The organism is Bowdeniella nasicola, assembly GCF_900107735.1.
In the GTDB taxonomy this organism is placed as follows: domain Bacteria; phylum Actinomycetota; class Actinomycetes; order Actinomycetales; family Actinomycetaceae; genus Bowdeniella; species Bowdeniella massiliensis.
Genome location: NZ_FNQV01000004.1, coordinates 135,960 through 152,574, shown reverse-complemented (window position 1 = coordinate 152,574; position 16,615 = coordinate 135,960). Strand labels below are relative to the sequence as shown.

Here is a 16,615-nt window from a genome sequence, read left to right as displayed (position 1 = left end):
TCTTCATTGCAGCAGCAGAGCCCGACGAGGACCAGGGTTCTTGGGGGCACGACTGCGCACCATCGCGCTGCTTTTCGTTGACACGCAGTTTCCGGCCCCGGAAGCGCCCGGCTAGAAGTCCATATCTTCGAGGCGGGGTGGCGGCCCGGCGTGGCGGCGCTTGCGCCGCTTGCTGATAAGCCAGCCGAGGCCGAAGAAGGTGAGCGCGAGCAGCACCAGGACGACGATCGGCGCGAAGACGGCAGCGAGCGAGAGCGCCACGCTCGTCGCATCCTCCCCGGCGGACAGCACCGGCGCCGCGAGCCCCGCCGTCGTGACGTTCGCAACGGGCCGCGCCGTCGACTTCGTCAGGTGCACGATGAGGGCCACCGCCGCACCTACGGCAAAGCCGACCCAGCGGCCATCGCCGAAGGCCGAGGCGGAATCGCTCACGGTCTGCGGATCGCCCATACCGGAGGCGAACACGATGCCACCCGAGGCTGGCCGCACAATCGTCTGCACGACGTCGTTAATGGAGTCAACCGCGGGGATTTTATCGGCGACGACTTCCACGACGAGCAGCACCGCCACGATCGCGAGCAGCCAGCCATCCGACAGCCACGTCCAGCCTGCCGGCAGGTTCACGACGGAGGTGTAGCGGTCCAGCAGCCCGACGATAAGCATCGGGATGTAGGCATTCAGGCCCGCAGCGGAGCCAAGTCCCAGCGCAGAGACGATATCCATGGCACAAGTCTGCTACACATGTGCGCTGTCCGGTGGTTGTAGCGTGCGTATAGCTCTCCACGTAGTTGACAAGCGCTCTTTTGATTGGAATTGACGTTTGCCCGGGTGCAAACCTGAAGGGCAACGGGAGGAGCTAGGTTGAACATAGTTGGGTGAAGACCTCGACGCATATTTTGGGCCCTCGCCTTACATCGGTGTGGCGGCGGCAGTGACTGTGGTAGCCATCCTTTGCACCGTGCGCCGCGTTGGCAAGCCACGTCTCTGAGCTGGGCATACTGGCGTCGGTGGTGTGCCCCGCTACGTCGCCCAGATGCGCACCCGGTGGTAGATGTCCACTTGCCGCTCCTGAAGGAGCTTTGGCCCGAGGATCCACCCGACGACGAGCATGATCGTGCCCCCGGCGAGCGCTACCCACGGCGCGGCCGCGGCCCAACTCGGCCGCAGGAAGCCGCCGAGGAACAAGACCCCAGCGGGTAGCAGCGGCACGGTGATCGCTACCATTCCCACGATCGCGGAGATCCACGCGCCCGCACCCTGGGCCGCGTTGCCCTTGAAAGCATTCGTGCCCGGCGGCTGCACGGCGTAGGGCAACAGCGGGGAGACGATTGCCGCCGCGCCCGTCGCCGAGAATGCTGCCCCAACAATCCATGGCCCGTAGGTGGCAATCGCGCGAAGCGAACCCGTCGCCCACACAAGAACGACGGCAAGAATGAGCAGCATCGGCGAGATAACGAGCAGCGCCGCGATGCCGCGCCCGCGGATATTTGCCCGCGGGTCTGCGTCGTGCACGATGGAGTGCCACATCGCGGGCCCGTCATAGCCGAAGTCGTTCAGGATCGGCTGCAGGGTGAGCGCGAGCATGAAGCCGGCAATCGGAATCGTGGAGGGGTTGTCGTTGATGAGGGCCATCCCGACGAGGAAGCCGACGACGAGTGGGGAGATGAGCAGCCCCAGCGAATAGCGCGAGTCACGCACCCAGGTGCGTAGCGACCGGCCGATCACCGCACCGAGCGGGATGGCCGGAAGTAGCCGCATGATGCCCGCCCCGCCAGCGCGGCGCGCACGCCTCGCGCTTTGATTCTGGGGACCGGAAACGAGCGCCTCGGACAGCGCGCGCTCCCACCACAGCCAGACCCCGGCGACACTCGCGGCAACGATCACCGCGCGCCCGGCGGCGGTGAGCCACGCCCCGCTCGCGATGTCGAACGGCAGCGCAAAGGGCGCACCAAAGGGCGTCCACGCGGCGATCGTTGCCACCGTCGTTAATGCCCGAGTTAGCTCTTCGCCGCTCGCATTTTCTAGCACGGGAGCGCCCCACAGCATCGCCGCGTAGGTCAGGCCGAGCAGCCCGGCAAGCCCGAGCGCGCTGCCTAGCTCCCGGCGGCGGCGGGAGACCCCGCCAGCCGAGGTCGCGGCAAGCAGCGCCCGCGGCACCATCAAACACAATGCCAATCCAGCGCCAAAACTCACCGGCGCGATCGCCATCGCAAGAATCCGTCCGGGCATTGACGCATCGCCCACCTGCCAGGTAGCGAGCGCGATTTCGCTGAGCAGCAGCGCTCCGATCAGCGCGATAGCGGTCAGCACCGCGGGAATCGAGACGAGGCCCGCAACAAGGAGCCCGGGCTGGAGCTCGCGCGCCCGCCGGGGTAGCAACGCGAATCGGTTCGCCGCCAGCGGGTCATCGAGCCCGAAAGCCACGATCGGTACCGTCGACCACGCGAGAACGATTCCCGCACCGGCGCCCACCAGCACGTGCGGCAGCATCACTGGAGCCTCGCGCGTCAGGGCTCCCAAGGCGAGCCAGAACAACCCGATGAGTGGCACCGTGTACACGACGCCGATGATCGCCGTGATCCAGCGCCGCTTGGAACGGTACTCCGTTCGCCACAGCCGCCAGCGCAGGCGCGTCAGGAGCGCAACCACGTCAGGCTCCCCTCGGCGAGGTGCTTGGCGCCGACGAGCTCGATGAACCTGTCGACGAGTGAGAGCTCGCCGCGCACCTCGGCGAGTGTCCCGGCCGCGCGCACCCGCCCCTCGTGGATGATCGCCACGTGATCGCACATCGTCTCGACGAGCTCCATGACGTGCGAAGAGATGACGACGGTGCCACCGCCATCGACGTAGGCCGCGAGGATTTCGCGCATCGTGCGTGCGGAGACGGGATCGACGGACTCGAAGGGCTCGTCCAAGATGAGCAGGCGCGGCGCCGCGATGAGCGCGGTGGCGAGCAGGATCTTCTTGCGCATACCCGCGGAATAATCGGCCACCTGCTTCGCGCCGTCTCGCCCGAGGTCGAGCGCCTGCAGCAGCTCATCGCACCGCTGGTCGACGACGTCGGGTGCCAGCCGGTGCAGCAGCCCCGTGTAGGTGAGCAGCTCGCGGCCGGTGAGCCGGTCAAACGTCGCCATCTCATCGGCGAGCACGCCCATGTGCGCCTTAGCCGCCGGCGGGTCTGCCCACACATCGATGCCCGCCACATACGCGTGCCCCCGCGTGGGCCGCAGCAACCCCGTCGCCATGGACAGCGTCGTCGTCTTGCCCGCGCCATTGGGCCCGACGATGCCATAAAACGACCCTGGCGGGATATCGAGCGAGAGCTCATTGACGACGAGCCGCCCGTCGAAGTCCTTGGTGAGCGAATCCAGCCGCAGCGCAGGCGTAACCGAGCCTTCAGGAGTGGTCATAGCGCCAGCATATGGTGTGCGTCACTGCCGCCGAATCCTCCGAGGGAAGGATCGTGTGTGCGCTGAGCCTGGGGGATACGCTGTAGCCACAAACTCAGGGGGACAAATGACCGACGATGGTGATCGCTTTTCAGTTCGATGCTGGTGGGGCGTGCTCGCGCTGTTTCTCGCTGGCCTCGCGCTGTGGTGGTACGGGCATCACTACGCCTCAGCCGTCTCAGATTCCGGGTATCGATTGGGTTTCGCCATCATCACCCTGGGGGTTGGCTACCTTTCCTACCGGATCAAGGCACCGGATACGCAAGGCTGGCGCTCGACGGCGAAGATACGACGCTTTGTCAGCATGTGTGCCGCTGTCGGTGCGGGACTGACGCTGAGTTACGTGACAGACTCCGTCAGGACGCAGCTCGAGGGACTCGAAGTGCCTGCTTATCCCCGCTGGCAGTCGAATGCGGGCTTGCTGCTCCTCATGCTCCTGTTTGCCCAGGCCTTCCTCGTCGGTTTTCTCACGCGCGATGGGCGCGGGGCGGATAGCTCGCCGGAGGGGGTTACTTCGCCGCGTTGACCTTGTCGAGCTGTTCCTGGATGACCTTTTGGAAGTACTCGGTTGGCTGGGCACCGGAGACGACCTGGTCGTTGATGATGAACGCGGGGGTGCCGCGCAGTCCCAGTCGCATGACGGCCTCATCTGTCGCCTTGAAGACGGCCTCTTCCAGTGCCGGATCCTCAATTGCGGCGCGGAACTTGTCCAGGTCTTCAACGCCGGCTTGCTTGGCGAACTCGACGTACTGATCGACGGTGTAGGACGGGTGGCCCTGCCCGGAGTGGTCGGCGAAGACGAGGTCGTGGAACTCCCAGAACTTGTCCTGCGCTGCGGCCGCGCGGCCCGCGGCGCCGGTCGTCTTGCCCTCGGGGAAGAGCGCGAGGTCGCGCCACTCGAAGCGGACGGTCCCGTCGTCGATGAGCTTTTGGATCTCGGGCTTGGTCTTCGTCGCGAACTGCGCACAGAACGGGCAGGAGAAATCGGAGTACTCCACGATCACGACGGGGGCGTCGACGGCGCCCTGGGCGAAGGGATCGCCCTCCTCGCGCTTGGGTTCCTTCCGGATGAGCTCGAGCACCTCGGGCGGGGGCTCGGGCAGCGTATCGCGCGTCTCGCCCGGCTGCGGCTGCTGGCCCTGGCCCTGGCCGCCTTGACCCTGACCGCCCTGGCCCTGGCCTTGGCCACCGCCCGGCGCGCTCGCTCCCGGCGCGGGCGTCGCCTTACTGCTGTAGGCGTAGCGCCCCGCGAGGAAGCCGGCGACGACGAGCAGCAGCCCCAGCAGCGTCGCCAGCACGATGACGAGCGGGGAGAGCGTGGGCCGCGACGGCTTGTGCGGAGTCGGGGTGTTCGGGCTGTAAGACGACATGCCCCCGATACTACCTGCGCCGCTTGTGCCCACAGCTTGCAGTTCCTCACACCGGCCGGTCAGGGTTTTCCCCTCCTTACCGGCGAAGCCGCCCGCGCCCGCCCCCTCCGAACGGCCGATAGTGCGCAGCCCGCAGATGCTGGCACGATGGTGGTATGTCGAGCATCTCTGCCGCGATCCGCGCGGAAAACCTGACCAAGATCTACGGCTCCGGCGACGCCGCGGTGAGAGCCGTCGACAACGTGAGCGTGGCAATCGAAGCGGGGGAGTTCACCTCGGTGATGGGGCCGTCGGGCTCGGGCAAATCGACGTTCCTGCACTGCGTGGCCGGGCTCGACTCGGTGACGAGCGGGCGCGTTCAGATCGCGGGCGAGGACATTACGGCGATGAGCGATGCGCAGCTCTCGCGGTTTCGTCGTGATCGCATCGGGTTCGTCTTCCAGGCGTTCAATCTGCTGCCGACGATGACCGCGCAGCAAAACATCGTGCTACCGACGAAGATGGCGCGCAAGAGCGTCGATCAGGCCTGGTTCGATCAGCTCATAGAGACGCTGGGGCTCGCCGAGCGGCTCGATCACCGCCCCTATGAGCTCTCCGGCGGACAGCAGCAGCGCGTCGCGGTGGCGCGGGCGCTGCTGACGCGGCCGGCGGTGCTGATCGCCGATGAGCCGACGGGCAACCTCGATTCGGCCTCGAGCGCCGAGGTGCTGCAGCTTTTGCGCAGCGCGGTGGACGATCTCGATCAGGCCGTCCTCATGGTCACGCACGACCCGAACGCCGCCGGTGTGGGCGACCGGATCCTGTCGATGGCCGACGGGGTGATCGTCTCCGATGAGCGCCCAGGTCACAGCCAAGGTCGGCGGGTGGCGGAGTGAAGGACGTTCTGCTCACGCAGCTGCGCTCGCGGCCGAGCCGCCTCATCGCGACGACGATCGCAGTCATCGTTGCGGTGGCCTTCGTCGTCGTCACGCTGTCCCTCGGCGGGGCCTTCACCTCCACGATGCGCCAGGCATTCGCCGAGATACTGAAGAACTCCGACGTGCAGATCTCCTGCCAGGAGTCGGCGCTGCAAAGCGCGGGCGACGCGGGCGGCGTAGGCGACGCGGGGGGCGTAGGCGATGCGGGCGGGGAAGATGGCGCGGCACCGCGCGACCTGCCGACGTGCGAGGACGTCGCGGCAAAGGTGCGGGACGTCGACGGGGTTGCGGCGCTTGGCGTCGTCAATAATTCCGCGCTCGAGGTGCGCCATGCCGGGGAGCGCACGCACGTGCAGGCCTTCCCGCTCATCGACGCCGATGTGCGCTGGCAGACGATGGACCGCGGCAGCTGGCCGGAGGCGGACAACCAGATCGCGCTCGACGCGGATTCGGCGGAGCTGCTCAAGGTCGACGTCGGCGATTCGATGGAGGTCGCGCCTATCGGGCAGGACCAGCAAGGCACGCAGGTGGCCGTCGTCGGAGTATTTCCTAAGAGCGGTTTTTCCTTCCCCCAGGCCGTCGTGCCCGCGGCCGAGCAGAGCTGGTCCGGCCCGACATTCGACTCGGTGACGCGGATCATCGTCAAGGCGGCGCCGGGCGTGGGGGCGGCGACGCTGATCGATCGCCTCCAGGCGGCGCAGTTGCTGCCCGCGGGGGTATCGGCGGCCGATGCGCCGGATGCGCTGACCTTCTTGACCGTCGATCAGGCCGTGGAAAAGGAGCTCGAGCAGTTCACGACCGGCACGGGCATTCTCACGGGGATCGCGACGGCGTTTGCGCTCATTGCCGTGGTGGTGGCGGGCATCGTCATCACGCTGACGTTCCAGGTGCTGGTGGTCCAACGCACCCGCGAGCTGGCGCTGCTGCGCTGCATCGGCGCCGAGGGCGGGCAGGTGCGCCGTCTGGTGCTGGGCGAGGCCGCGATCGTGGGGCTGGTGTCCTCGGCGATCGGGGCGCTCGTGGGGGCGGGGCTCGTCATGTGGACGTTCCCGATGCTGCAGTTGACGCCCGAGTTTGCTGACACGTACGTGCCAATGCTCGCGGGTCTTGCCATCGGGGTGGTGCTGACGGTGATCTGCGCGCTGGGGCCGGCGCGGCGGGCGACGCGGGTGGCGCCGCTGGCGGCACTGCGGCCGATGGACGTGGCACCCGTGCGGTCCCGGCGCGGCATCGTGCGGCTGATCCTGGGCTTGCTGCTGACCGGCGCGGGCGCCGCGGCGGCGGTTGCGGGCATCGTCAAGGAGTCGCTCATTATCGCGATGCCAGGCGGGATGGCGCTGTTCGTCGGGCTCATCATGCTGTACGTCTACATGGTGCCGCCGCTGCTGCGGGTGCTGTCGGCGGGATGGGCGAAGCGGCGGGCGCCGAGCGAGCTGGCTGCCGCCAACGCCCAACGCAATCCCGGACGCACTGCGGCGACGGCGGCAGCCCTTGTCGTCGGGATTGGGCTCGTGACCACCGTTATTACGGGACGGTATTCGCTGGAGAATTCGCTCAGCCAGACGCTGTCGGAGCGGCGGCCCGTCGATCTCATCGCGCAATCGAATGAGTTTTCGGACGCGCAGCTGCGCGATATTGCGAACCTGGACGGCGTGGCCCAGGCCGTCGGGGTAGAGGTAGCGCGTGGATACCTTGGCAGCGGCACGATCCTGCCGGTGCGGCCGGAATCGGAAGGCGTTCCCGGGTCCGAGGGCCAGCCGGGGGCCGAGGAGAACCCGGAGCAGGGAGCAGCTGCCGGTGGTCCGGGATCTGAAGGGGGCGATGCTGAGGGGGCCGCTGGTGAGGGGGCAGGCAGCGAGACCGAATCGAGCGATGAGCAGGTGGCGACGCCCGTTGCTGTCTTCGGCATGACGCCGGAGGCCTACGATGTGGGGCGCTCGCGCGTCGCGCGCCCGGAAGCTGGTGAGCTCGGGGTGCGCTCGATTAGCGCGGTGGACGGGGCGAGCGATGGCAAGGGGGAGCTGCGATTCCTGCCTGCCGACGCGGCCGCGGACCCGCGGGCGAATCCTGGCGAGCAAGCCGTCGGCATGCAATACACCCTCGTCGAGGGGCGCGGGCCCGACCAGGCGTCGGTATGGCTCAATGCGAGCGAACTTTCGTCGCTGACGAGTGAACATGACATTGCGGTGACGCGCGGGGCCATCATCATCAAGCTGGATGACGACGTGGATACGCGACAGCTCAACAAGATCGCGAGTGCGATTCGGGGCAGCGGCGAGAATGTTCAGCTTGATGGTGGCGCGTTTGAGCGGATCCGCTACCTTTCGATCCTCGACACGATGATGTACGTCGTGCTGGGGCTGCTGGGCGCGGCGGTGGCGATTTCGATCATCGGGGTCTCCAATACGCTGGCGCTTTCGGTGCTGGAGCGGACGCAGGAGTCCGGGCTGCTGCGCGCGCTTGGGTTCACGCGGGGCCAGATGCGCGCGATGCTCTCGGTGGAGGCGCTGCTCATTGCGCTGGCGGCGGCCGTTGGCGGGCTGGCGCTTGGCATCTTCGAGGGCTGGCTGGGGATACGGGCGCTCGCGGCCGAGACCGGGTTCGACCTTGGGCTATCGCTGCCCTGGGGTTGGCTCGCGGGGATCTTCGCGGTTGCGGTCATCGCGTCGCTCATTGCGTCCGTGTTGCCGGCGCGAACGGCGGCGAAGACGAGCCCGATTCAGGCGATGGTCGCCGAATAAGCACGCCGAACACCCCGTCTGCTGCGGGCACCACACGAAAGTGCGGGCAGCAGGCGGGGTGTTGGCGTTGGGGGATGCGGCGCGGAGGTGCGGCCGGGGATGTCGCGGCGCGGAGGGGCTTATCGGCTAGGAGGCTCGGGCCGACTCGCCGATTCCGTCGTCGGGCCACTCGCGCGCGACGGGAGACTCGACGTCGTCGTCAGGATTGTCTGACTCGTCGTCGGGGATTTTTCCGCGGAACCATCGGCCGAGGCGATCATCGTCGGGGGTGAAACGTTCGTGGCGCCGGGGTGTTTGTTGTGGGTCAATGCTGACCGGCGGGATGACCTCGGGTAGGCCGTCGGGGCCGATGCGTGCGGTCCAGTGGGTGCGGCTGCCGGGTTCGTGCTGCAGGAGCAGGTGGTGGGCGCGGCAGACGAGGACGAGGTTGAAAAAGCTGGTGGGGCCGCCGTCCGCGAAGGAGTGCAGGTGGTGGATTTCGCAGCGGTAGGGCTCGGCGGTGCAGTTGGGGTGGATGCAGCCGCCGTCGCGCAGGCGCACCATGAGGCGCAGGTCCGGGGAGGGGCCGCGGGCGGTGCGTCCGAGATCGTGGGGCGTTGCGGGGGCCGCGGCGCCGTAGGAGGCCAGCGCGGCGGTCACGGCGGCCTTGGCGGTCGCGACGGTGAGCGTGGCGCTGCGGGCCGTGGGGTGGAAGGAGCGGCGGGGCGAGTTGCTCGCGATCGGCCCTGGGGCGGCGACGGCGTCGTCGTAGGGCAGCGGCGCGAAGGCGCAGGATTCGACCGGGGCTGCGCGGACGCGCCTGGCGTGTGAGCGGCTAAGGAAGGACATGCGGCCCGGGGCCTCGACCAGCGTCGCGGCCGGATCGAGGTGCGGCGGCGGAGCGGGGTAGGGGTTTGGCGCGTCCGGGGTGCGCGGATCGGGCGGCGTCGGGAAACGGTTCTTCCACGCGGGATCGTCAGTAAAGAAGTTGGCCACGATCCAGGCGAGGGCGTCGGCACGGCGGGTGGCGGTGGTGCCGGTGGGCAGGCCCGCGCTCTTGAGGGTTTGGCGTTGGCGTTCGGCGAAGTACTCGATGACGGGCAGGACGGCGTCGTACTGTTCGGCGGTGAATCGCACGCTCATGCGCGCGCCGGCGCGGCCGTCGTCGACAAGAATGAGGCTGGCGCTGCGCTGGGCGTATGAGCGAGTGCGGTTAATGCGCTCCACCTCGTCTTGTTTCCGGGCGGTTTTTCGGTTGGCGCGGCGGATGAGTTCGCGGGTGCGGCGGCGGAAGTTTTCCGGGATGGGGGTGGTGGCGGCGGCGAGGACGTCGGCTTCGATGTCGGGGAGTTGCTCGGGGGTGACGACCTCGGCGATTTCGCTCAGAGTCTCGATGCAGGGTTTGAAGTTGCGTTCGTTCATGTGGCCGGCGGCGGCTGCGGCGAGCGCGTTGGGGTGGGCGATCGCGCTGCGGGAATCGAGGACCGCGGTCAGGCCCGCCGGACGGGGGACGCGGCGGCGTTCGGCGACGTAGTCGGCCATCGTCATGCCGTGGACTTTTCCGGCCTTGGCTTGATCGGCGGCGGCCAGGGCCCGCATCCGCCCGTAGGTGGCGTAGCGGTGGGATGCCTCGTACGCGTCGTAGATCGCGAGGTGGTCCTCGCGGGAGGCAGCGGTAATGCCGCGATCGAATGCGCGGTTCAGGAGCTCGGCGGCGAGGGCGACCGTCGATGCGGCAACGGGATCATCGCCGTCGGAAAGAGATGACAGGGCTGCGGCGATCTCGTCGGGGCTGAGTAGTGCCATCGGCTGCTCCTTTTCTCTTCCGGGTCCCCGTCCGGTGCGGCGGGGACGTGCTGTCGTGAATGACAGTCAAGCCGGGAGAGAAAATCGCCGCAAGGGCCGATGGTGAAACTGTGGATAACTTTTAGGCGAGCAGCGCTGCGACGGTGTGGGCGGCGCGGGTGGCGACCTCCTGCAGGCTCAGGTGGAAGGCCTCGGAGGCGGAGCCATCGCACAGGTCCGAGATGGCGCGCACCGAGACGAAGGGGATGCCCGCGAGGTGGCAGGCGTGGGCCAACGCGGTGGACTCCATGTCGGTGGACAGGGCGGTGGGGAAGGTGCGGCGAATATCGTCGACGAGGTGCGCAGCGATGAAGGAATCACCCGAAAGCATGCCGCCGATATGCACGGGCGCGTCGGGGCTGGCAGGCAGGGTTCGGGCATGCTCGATTGAGTCGGCGTCGCCGAAAAACGCCGGGGGCATCCCGGGGATCTGGCCGAGCTCGTAGCCGAAGGCGGTGGCGTCGGCGCCGTGGTAGCGGTAGTCGGATCCGATGACGACGTCGCCGATGGAAAGCCCCTGGCCGAGGCCGCCCGCCGATCCTGTGGATACCACGAGGCGGGGGTGCAGCTCGGTGATGAGGCGGGTGGCGGTGACGGCGGCGTTGACGGCGCCGATGCCGGTGACGGCGATGGTCGCGTCGAGGTCCATGTCCTCATAGGGGGCGGCTTCCTCGGGCATCGCCGCGAGGATAAGAGTGCTCGATTTTCCACGCATCATGTTCCCACTCTAGTTCTGGAGACCTTTAGAAAAGACGCCTCTATATCAGCTGACGTCGTTACGTTACGGAATAGCCTGCGAACACTTGTTCGTCGGCTCAATGTCATCGTTCGTGCCTAGTGTCTCAATGTAAAGCTTCCTGCACATCGGACGTGCAGGTGTCACAAAATATCCGAACCAGTCGATCGCTCGTCCCCACTGTCATGGAGTCAATCCGCGGTGCTGCGAGAGCAAGGGAACACATGTCCACCCAACTCCCAGAAGAACATTCACATCCGTATCCGGTCGCCTCAACGCCGGAATCCAATAATGAGACGATTGCCAATACCCCTCGCGGGGCGAAGGCGGCATTTGCTTCGAGTTCGAGAGCATCGAAGGCGGCGATATCACTTTCGGCCGTGTGGTTACTTGTCTGCCTGGCAATTGGGCTGTCGATCATGCTCCCGAAAGATGCGGCGCTGCCAACGATGCCTCCAGCGTATGCGGAACTCATGTCTAACAGCTCTCGCACTAGCTACGGCGGAGACGCCTATACAGGCATACAGAACGCAGCGTCCGACACAGAAAAAGCCGTTATCGCAGCGGCCAACTCTGCGCAGATGTCGTCGAGGGCGATAGAGAAATGGCGAGCTGACTTCGAGGCGAACGCACTCAACTATGCGACGAGTCCGTTGCGTTTGGGGATAGGTACCCTCGTCATCGGTTCGGGGTTGCTACCGCTGGTCGTGTCACTGGCACTGATGGGCCGGAGGATTGACGAGCAGTTGAGTCCTACCGTCGCTGAGGCTACGGCCACCGCGGGTTGATAGTAGGGCTTTTTAGGCCATGACCTCGTGCCAGACGTCGCGGCTCTCGAGCATCGCCTTGGCGGCGGCCTTAGCACCGGCAAGATCGTGGGAGGCGCCCCAGCCGCACTGGACTTCGTTAGCGGCGGGGACTTCGTCGGCGGCTAGCACATCGCTCAGGCCCGCGGCGATGAGGTCGAAGATTTCCTGATCTTCGTGGTCGCCGCTCACGAGGAGGTAGAAGCCCGTCTGGCAGCCCATGGGGGAGAAGTCGATGACGTAATCGGCGTGATTGCGCACCTTTTCCGCGAACGTGTGCTCTAGGGAGTGGATCGTCGGCATCTCAAGATGCGCGCGGTTGGGCTGGGTGAAACGCACGTCGTATTTCACGAGGACGTCGCCGGCGGGCAGAACTTTGCGATCTGCGACACGCACGTAGGGCGCGGCAACCTTCGTGTGGTCGAGGTTGAAGGATTCGACGTTCATCTTGGGGGTAGTCATGGCCCCATGGTAGCCCGGCGGTGGGTAGGAAAATCGCCCGAAACGTGACACCATACCTCTGGCAAGCGACGCGCGCGGGCCCGACGAGGAGGTTAGGCATGGAAGAAGGCGAGATGCGCGAAACGACGGCTGATAACGCGGGAGATGGCGGGGCGCCGACGCTGCCCGAGCCGCCGACAGCCACGAAGCCGGGAGCCCACGTCGAATATCACTTGACGCGGCCGCATTCGTCGCGACGCCAGTTGGCCATCACTCCCGTGGAACGTTCGGTCATGCCGGGCCGGGCGCGGGCGACGGGCCGGCGCGGGCCTGACACGCTGTACGCCGGGGCGACGCCCGCGGCCGAGGCGCCGCGCCCGCTATCCGTCGCGGATCTATTCAAGATCGGGCTCGGGCCGTCCTCCTCGCACACCGTCGGGCCGATGAAGGCCGGGCACGCGTTCGCGAGCGAAATCGTGGCGGCGGTGCGCTCAGGGGTCAGCCCGCAGCGCGTCACCGTCGACCTGTATGGCTCCCTTGGCGCGACTGGCCGCGGGCACGCGACGGACCGGGCCGTTGTGTGGGGGCTTGCCGGGTTCCTGCCCGACAGCGTCCCGATGGATGTCGTGACGAACCTCGTCGATCGGATCGAGCAGAGCGGCACGCTGAGCGTCGCCGGCTCCGTAGACGTGCCGTTCGCGTTTGATAAGGACGTCGCGCTCGTGCCGGACACGGTCCTCGATTACCACGTCAATGGCGTGACGTTCCGGCTGCACGACGAGCAGGGCGTCGCGCTTGAGCGCACGTATTACTCCGTCGGCGGCGGCTTCGTCGTCGAACAAAGTCCCGACGACGAGCTGTCCGAGGAGGAACGCGCCGAGGACGTCACGCGCGTGCACTCGTTGTCGAGTGTCCGCGGCGAGGATCATGATTCGGCCGAGCCCGCGCCCTATCCGTTCTCCTCCGCGCAGCAGCTCCTCGATCACTGTGAGGCGTCCGGGCTGCGGATCTCCGACGTCGTGCGCGCCAATGAAGAAGCCGCCCGCGCGCGCATCGACGTCGACAAGCATCTCGATCAGATCTGGGACGCCATGAGCGAGTGCATCGACGCGGGCTGCCGCACCGATGGCATCTTGCCGGGCGGGCTGAACGTGCCGCGCCGCGCCGCGAAGCTGTTTGCGGAGCTGTCCGCAGGCGAGCAGCGCGGGCCGATCGGCGATTATGAGGACCCGCTGCGTGCCGTCGACTGGGTCAACCTGTACGCCCTCGCGGTCAACGAGGAGAACGCCGCGGGCCACCGCGTCGTGACGGCCCCGACGAACGGCGCCGCGGGGATCGTGCCCGCGGTCATCAAGTACTACCTGCAGTTCGTGCCCGATTCGGACAGCGAGGGGGTGCGTCGCTTCCTGCTGGCCGCCACGGCCGTCGGGTCGCTCATCAAGACGAACGCGTCGATCGCGGGCGCAGAGGTCGGCTGCCAAGGTGAGGTCGGCTCGGCCTCCGCGATGGCGGCCGGCGGACTGTGCGAAGCGATGGGCGGCACCCCCCTGCAGGTGGAAAACGCTGCCGAGATCGCGATGGAGCACAACCTCGGGCTCACCTGCGATCCCGTCGGCGGCCTCGTCCAGATCCCGTGCATCGAACGCAACGCCATCGGCGCAATGAAGGCAATCAACGCCGCGCGCATGGCGCTGTGGGGCGATGGCCGGCACACCGTGAGCCTTGACGTCGTCATCGAAACGATGCGGCAAACCGGCGAAGACATGCTGAGCAAGTACAAGGAAACCTCCCGCGGCGGGCTCGCCGTGAACGTCGTGGAGTGCTAGGACGAGGCCGCCCGAAAGTTTCACGTCGCAAGATTCTGGTAGCGCGGGCCGCCAGATTCTGGTCGACTACCCCGTGGGAGGGGCTTACCGGGGGCTCCGATGAGAACTCAAGGAGTCACATGTCTCGCACGATTCGAGCCCTGGGGGCTACCGCCACGCTCGCCGCGCTGATTTTGGCGGGCTGCTCGTCCAACGACGGCGCCACGACCACGAGCCCGTCCGTCACGACGGAAGCAGATGGCGGGCAGTCCACCGATGACGCCACGCCCACCGACGACGCGTCGCCCACCGAAGAGGCCGAGGGCGAACCGCCTAGCGATCTGTCCTCGAGGGCCTGACCTACGACGGCGCACCCCTGAAGGTGGAAGATCCGCAGAAGTCCATCGACATGATCAAGCAGTTCGGCGACTTCGCTACGGGACAGGGCGCTCAGAACATTAAGCCTGAGGCGTGCAACGCAGTCGTGTCCAAGGGCCCATCCACCGTCTTCGACCTAGACAAGGTTACGGCCGACGATTTTGCAATGGCCGTCCCGGAACAGCCGAGCGTCACGGTTCAGGTGATCAAGGAGCAGGTCGCTAACTTCGACATTGCGCTCTCTAAGGAGATGCTCAATGCCTGCAAGACGTCGTCGATGGAGAGTGAGTTCGGAACTATCGAAATGACGATGGCGGAACAGCCGCTGAGTGTTCCGGCGCGCGAAGCTATCGCGTATCAGCAGGATGTCACGATGGGCGACACGAAGTCCGGCACCTATACGGCAACCGCCAAGAAGTCGGGCGTCGTCGTCGCCGTGAACCTCACCGACCCGACGGCCGAAACCATTGATAAGGCCAATGGGCTCCTCACGACTGTGCTGGATCGTCTCTAAGGAAGTACGGTCCGATGTCCGCCCCGGCTCGCCCATCATGGTGCCGCGCCGGGGCGGTCCTGGTGACAGCGCTCATCGTCGTGATCAACTAGAACTCGATGAGCGCACCCAATAGATAAGGACGTGCCCGATGACCTTGCGCCGGAGCCTTGCAGCCGTCATCGCTGCTGGAGCAATGACACTTTCGATCGCCGCCTGCACTTCGCAGTCGACGACTCCGGAAGCGACGACGAGCGCGCCTTCGAGCGCTGCACCCTCGCCAGAGGCCAGCCCAGAGGCCGAGACCAGCTCAGCCCCAAGTGCGCCCGCCGACGTCGACCCGAACAATACGACGGTGCCGATCGTGAGAGATCTTTCCTACGACGGCACTCCGCTGGAGGTCATGCACGGGGCGCCGCTGACCGATATCCTCATCAGCGCTGCGGAACAGGTCAACCAGCTCGACCTGACGGTCAAGCCGCCCGAATGTGAGCACGCGTTCGTGCCGCAAACCGGCAATACCGCCGATTACAAGAATGTCGACATCGCGATGGCCGCCAACGCGAGCGGCATCTCGGTGTCGGCGTCACAAGATTTCGCGGTCCAGCGCCGCAACGTCGACATCGCCCGCGAGTTCCCGGCCATCTGCCCCTCGGTGGACCTCACCGTGGCCGGCGCTCCCGCCACCATCACCGTCGAAAAAGTCGAGACCCCGATCAGCGGCGCCGACGACGCCTTCGGCTACTCCATGGTCAATGGCGAAAACCCGCCCCAGTACACCCTGTATGCGACCAAGGGGGATTACATCCTCATGGTGCAGTCGGGCATGCAGGCCTCATCGCCCAACGTCGCCGCCCTCACCGAACTTTTGCAAACCATGACTGAACGGATCCCGTAATGCGCACTCAATTCACCGGCCGCTCCGGCCTTCGTACCGCCCTGCTAGCGACCGTCGCGGTGGGATCCCTCGTCCTTGCCGCCTGTTCCTCGGACTCCACCCCGGAGAAGTCCGCAGAGCCAACCACCTCGGCGGCGGCGACGCCCGCGGACGCTACCCCGAGCGAGACCGCCGAGACCTCCGCATCGCCCAGCGGCGATAGCGCTCCGGAAGCGGCCCTCACCGGCCTGACGTTCAAAGGCAAAGAACTGAGCGTAGCGAGCAAGGAAGAGTCCGCCGCGATCTTTTCCGGCTCCAACGGTGCCGCCACCCAGGTGACGGTCGAGCCCCAATCCTGCCAAGCACTCGTCAACGAGCGCCTCACCGAAGCCGCCGGCCGCGATACCTCCTCCTGGCAGATCGCAAGTGCCCAGCTGAAGGAGGACAATCTCGCCGTCGTCATCACCGATTCCGCTAAGGAATCCTGGTCCAGCGAGATCTCCGCACGGTTCAAGGACGACTGCGACGATATGACCTGGAAGATCGGTAATGAGGAGATCGAGGTCCACAGCGGGGGATTCGACACGCCCGCTGATGACCACTACGGCCAGGTGCAGCGCATCAAGCAGGGCGACCAGGAGGTCTTCTTGCACCAGCTCTTCGCGACGAAGGGCGACTACATCGTTATGGTCCAACTGGCCGATTCGGCCCAGGTGGATGAGGCGACGGCCAGGGAGCTGGAATCGCTCATCAACACGATCGTCGAGCGACTCTAACC

The 16,615-nt window shown here is 66.6% G+C and carries 16 protein-coding genes; 9 read left to right on the top strand and 7 right to left on the bottom strand.

Annotated elements, in window-relative coordinates:
- Positions 1 to 111 precede the first annotated feature (111 nt).
- The 3 genes from BLU67_RS04140 to BLU67_RS04130 all read right to left on the bottom strand — a co-directional run bounded on the left by BLU67_RS04140 (position 112) and on the right by BLU67_RS04130 (position 3,410).
- The gene (locus tag BLU67_RS04140; protein WP_092562570.1) at positions 112 to 723 is read right to left on the bottom strand and encodes a DUF4126 domain-containing protein; all 612 of its coding nucleotides are present in this window, start codon (positions 721 to 723) and stop codon (positions 112 to 114) included.
- Positions 724 to 1,020: 297 nt separating this feature from the next.
- The gene (locus BLU67_RS04135; protein ID WP_092562567.1) at positions 1,021 to 2,649 is read right to left on the bottom strand and encodes a hypothetical protein; all 1,629 of its coding nucleotides are present in this window, start codon (positions 2,647 to 2,649) and stop codon (positions 1,021 to 1,023) included.
- Entirely contained in the window at positions 2,634 to 3,410 is a 777-nt protein-coding gene (locus BLU67_RS04130; protein ID WP_092562564.1) for an ABC transporter ATP-binding protein, read from the bottom strand. Before BLU67_RS04130 ends, BLU67_RS04135 begins: the two co-directional genes overlap by 16 nt.
- Positions 3,411 to 3,516: 106 nt before the next feature.
- Between BLU67_RS04130 and BLU67_RS04125 the strand changes: the two genes are divergently transcribed.
- Positions 3,517 to 3,975 carry a hypothetical protein gene (locus BLU67_RS04125; protein ID WP_092562561.1) on the top strand — a complete coding sequence of 153 codons (459 nt, stop codon included), beginning with the start codon at positions 3,517 to 3,519 and terminating at the stop codon, positions 3,973 to 3,975.
- Here the strand turns inward: BLU67_RS04125 and BLU67_RS04120 are convergent.
- Positions 3,959 to 4,819, bottom strand: coding sequence for a DsbA family protein (locus BLU67_RS04120; protein ID WP_092562558.1), 861 nt, complete (start codon positions 4,817 to 4,819; stop codon positions 3,959 to 3,961). The genes BLU67_RS04125 and BLU67_RS04120 overlap by 17 nt on opposite strands.
- A 155-nt stretch (positions 4,820 to 4,974) precedes the next feature.
- Here BLU67_RS04120 and BLU67_RS04115 point away from each other — a divergent pair, with 155 nt between their 5' ends.
- A complete protein-coding gene (locus BLU67_RS04115; RefSeq protein WP_092562556.1) occupies positions 4,975 to 5,694 on the top strand; it encodes an ABC transporter ATP-binding protein in 720 nt (239 codons plus the stop codon).
- Positions 5,691 to 8,477 (top strand): FtsX-like permease family protein, encoded by a 2,787-nt coding sequence (locus BLU67_RS04110; protein WP_092562553.1) that lies wholly within the window; start codon positions 5,691 to 5,693, stop codon positions 8,475 to 8,477. The genes BLU67_RS04115 and BLU67_RS04110 overlap by 4 nt, the downstream gene beginning before the upstream one ends.
- A gap of 126 nt (positions 8,478 to 8,603) precedes the next feature.
- On the opposite strand, the gene BLU67_RS04105 is transcribed toward BLU67_RS04110, so the two are convergent.
- Positions 8,604 to 10,262, bottom strand: a complete 1,659-nt coding sequence (locus BLU67_RS04105; protein WP_092562549.1) for an HNH endonuclease signature motif containing protein — start codon at positions 10,260 to 10,262, stop codon at positions 8,604 to 8,606.
- Positions 10,263 to 10,383: 121 nt separating this feature from the next.
- Positions 10,384 to 11,019 carry a 5'-methylthioadenosine/S-adenosylhomocysteine nucleosidase gene (gene mtnN / locus BLU67_RS04100; RefSeq protein ID WP_092562546.1) on the bottom strand — a complete coding sequence of 212 codons (636 nt, stop codon included), beginning with the start codon at positions 11,017 to 11,019 and terminating at the stop codon, positions 10,384 to 10,386.
- Between the two features lie 242 nt (positions 11,020 to 11,261).
- Here mtnN and BLU67_RS04095 point away from each other — a divergent pair, with 242 nt between their 5' ends.
- Positions 11,262 to 11,825, top strand: a complete 564-nt coding sequence (locus tag BLU67_RS04095) for a hypothetical protein (protein ID WP_143027330.1) — start codon at positions 11,262 to 11,264, stop codon at positions 11,823 to 11,825.
- Between the two features lie 12 nt (positions 11,826 to 11,837).
- Here the strand turns inward: BLU67_RS04095 and BLU67_RS04090 are convergent, their stop codons facing one another.
- Complete coding sequence (locus BLU67_RS04090; protein ID WP_092562540.1) at positions 11,838 to 12,305, bottom strand: S-ribosylhomocysteine lyase; 468 nt, start codon at positions 12,303 to 12,305, stop codon at positions 11,838 to 11,840.
- A gap of 272 nt (positions 12,306 to 12,577) precedes the next feature.
- On the opposite strand from BLU67_RS04090, the gene BLU67_RS04085 reads away from it, so the two are divergent.
- From BLU67_RS04085 to BLU67_RS04065, 5 genes are all read left to right on the top strand, one after another.
- Entirely contained in the window at positions 12,578 to 14,110 is a 1,533-nt protein-coding gene (locus BLU67_RS04085; protein WP_092562757.1) for an L-serine ammonia-lyase, read from the top strand.
- A 119-nt stretch (positions 14,111 to 14,229) separates the two neighbouring features.
- Positions 14,230 to 14,448 (top strand): hypothetical protein, encoded by a 219-nt coding sequence (locus BLU67_RS04080; protein WP_092562537.1) that lies wholly within the window; start codon positions 14,230 to 14,232, stop codon positions 14,446 to 14,448.
- 23 nt (positions 14,449 to 14,471) lie between these two features.
- A complete protein-coding gene (locus tag BLU67_RS04075) occupies positions 14,472 to 14,981 on the top strand; it encodes a hypothetical protein (RefSeq protein WP_092562534.1) in 510 nt (169 codons plus the stop codon).
- A 130-nt stretch (positions 14,982 to 15,111) separates the two neighbouring features.
- The gene (locus BLU67_RS04070; protein WP_092562531.1) at positions 15,112 to 15,858 is read left to right on the top strand and encodes a hypothetical protein; all 747 of its coding nucleotides are present in this window, start codon (positions 15,112 to 15,114) and stop codon (positions 15,856 to 15,858) included.
- The gene (locus BLU67_RS04065) at positions 15,858 to 16,613 is read left to right on the top strand and encodes a hypothetical protein (RefSeq protein WP_092562529.1); all 756 of its coding nucleotides are present in this window, start codon (positions 15,858 to 15,860) and stop codon (positions 16,611 to 16,613) included. The genes BLU67_RS04070 and BLU67_RS04065 overlap by 1 nt, the downstream gene beginning before the upstream one ends.
- The last annotated feature ends 2 nt before the right edge of the window (positions 16,614 to 16,615 follow it).

Coding starts and splice junctions, on each gene's coding strand:
- BLU67_RS04140 (WP_092562570.1), bottom strand. CDS start 723: ATGGATATCGTCTCTGCGCTGGGACTTGGCTCCGCTGCGGGCCTGAAT.
- BLU67_RS04130 (WP_092562564.1), bottom strand. CDS start 3,410: ATGACCACTCCTGAAGGCTCGGTTACGCCTGCGCTGCGGCTGGATTCG.
- BLU67_RS04125 (WP_092562561.1), top strand. CDS start 3,517: ATGACCGACGATGGTGATCGCTTTTCAGTTCGATGCTGGTGGGGCGTG.
- BLU67_RS04120 (WP_092562558.1), bottom strand. CDS start 4,819: ATGTCGTCTTACAGCCCGAACACCCCGACTCCGCACAAGCCGTCGCGG.
- BLU67_RS04115 (WP_092562556.1), top strand. CDS start 4,975: ATGTCGAGCATCTCTGCCGCGATCCGCGCGGAAAACCTGACCAAGATC.
- BLU67_RS04105 (WP_092562549.1), bottom strand. CDS start 10,262: ATGGCACTACTCAGCCCCGACGAGATCGCCGCAGCCCTGTCATCTCTT.
- mtnN (WP_092562546.1), bottom strand. CDS start 11,019: ATGATGCGTGGAAAATCGAGCACTCTTATCCTCGCGGCGATGCCCGAG.
- BLU67_RS04095 (WP_143027330.1), top strand. CDS start 11,262: ATGTCCACCCAACTCCCAGAAGAACATTCACATCCGTATCCGGTCGCC.
- BLU67_RS04090 (WP_092562540.1), bottom strand. CDS start 12,305: ATGACTACCCCCAAGATGAACGTCGAATCCTTCAACCTCGACCACACG.
- BLU67_RS04085 (WP_092562757.1), top strand. CDS start 12,578: ATGCCGGGCCGGGCGCGGGCGACGGGCCGGCGCGGGCCTGACACGCTG.
- BLU67_RS04080 (WP_092562537.1), top strand. CDS start 14,230: ATGTCTCGCACGATTCGAGCCCTGGGGGCTACCGCCACGCTCGCCGCG.
- BLU67_RS04070 (WP_092562531.1), top strand. CDS start 15,112: ATGACCTTGCGCCGGAGCCTTGCAGCCGTCATCGCTGCTGGAGCAATG.
- BLU67_RS04065 (WP_092562529.1), top strand. CDS start 15,858: ATGCGCACTCAATTCACCGGCCGCTCCGGCCTTCGTACCGCCCTGCTA.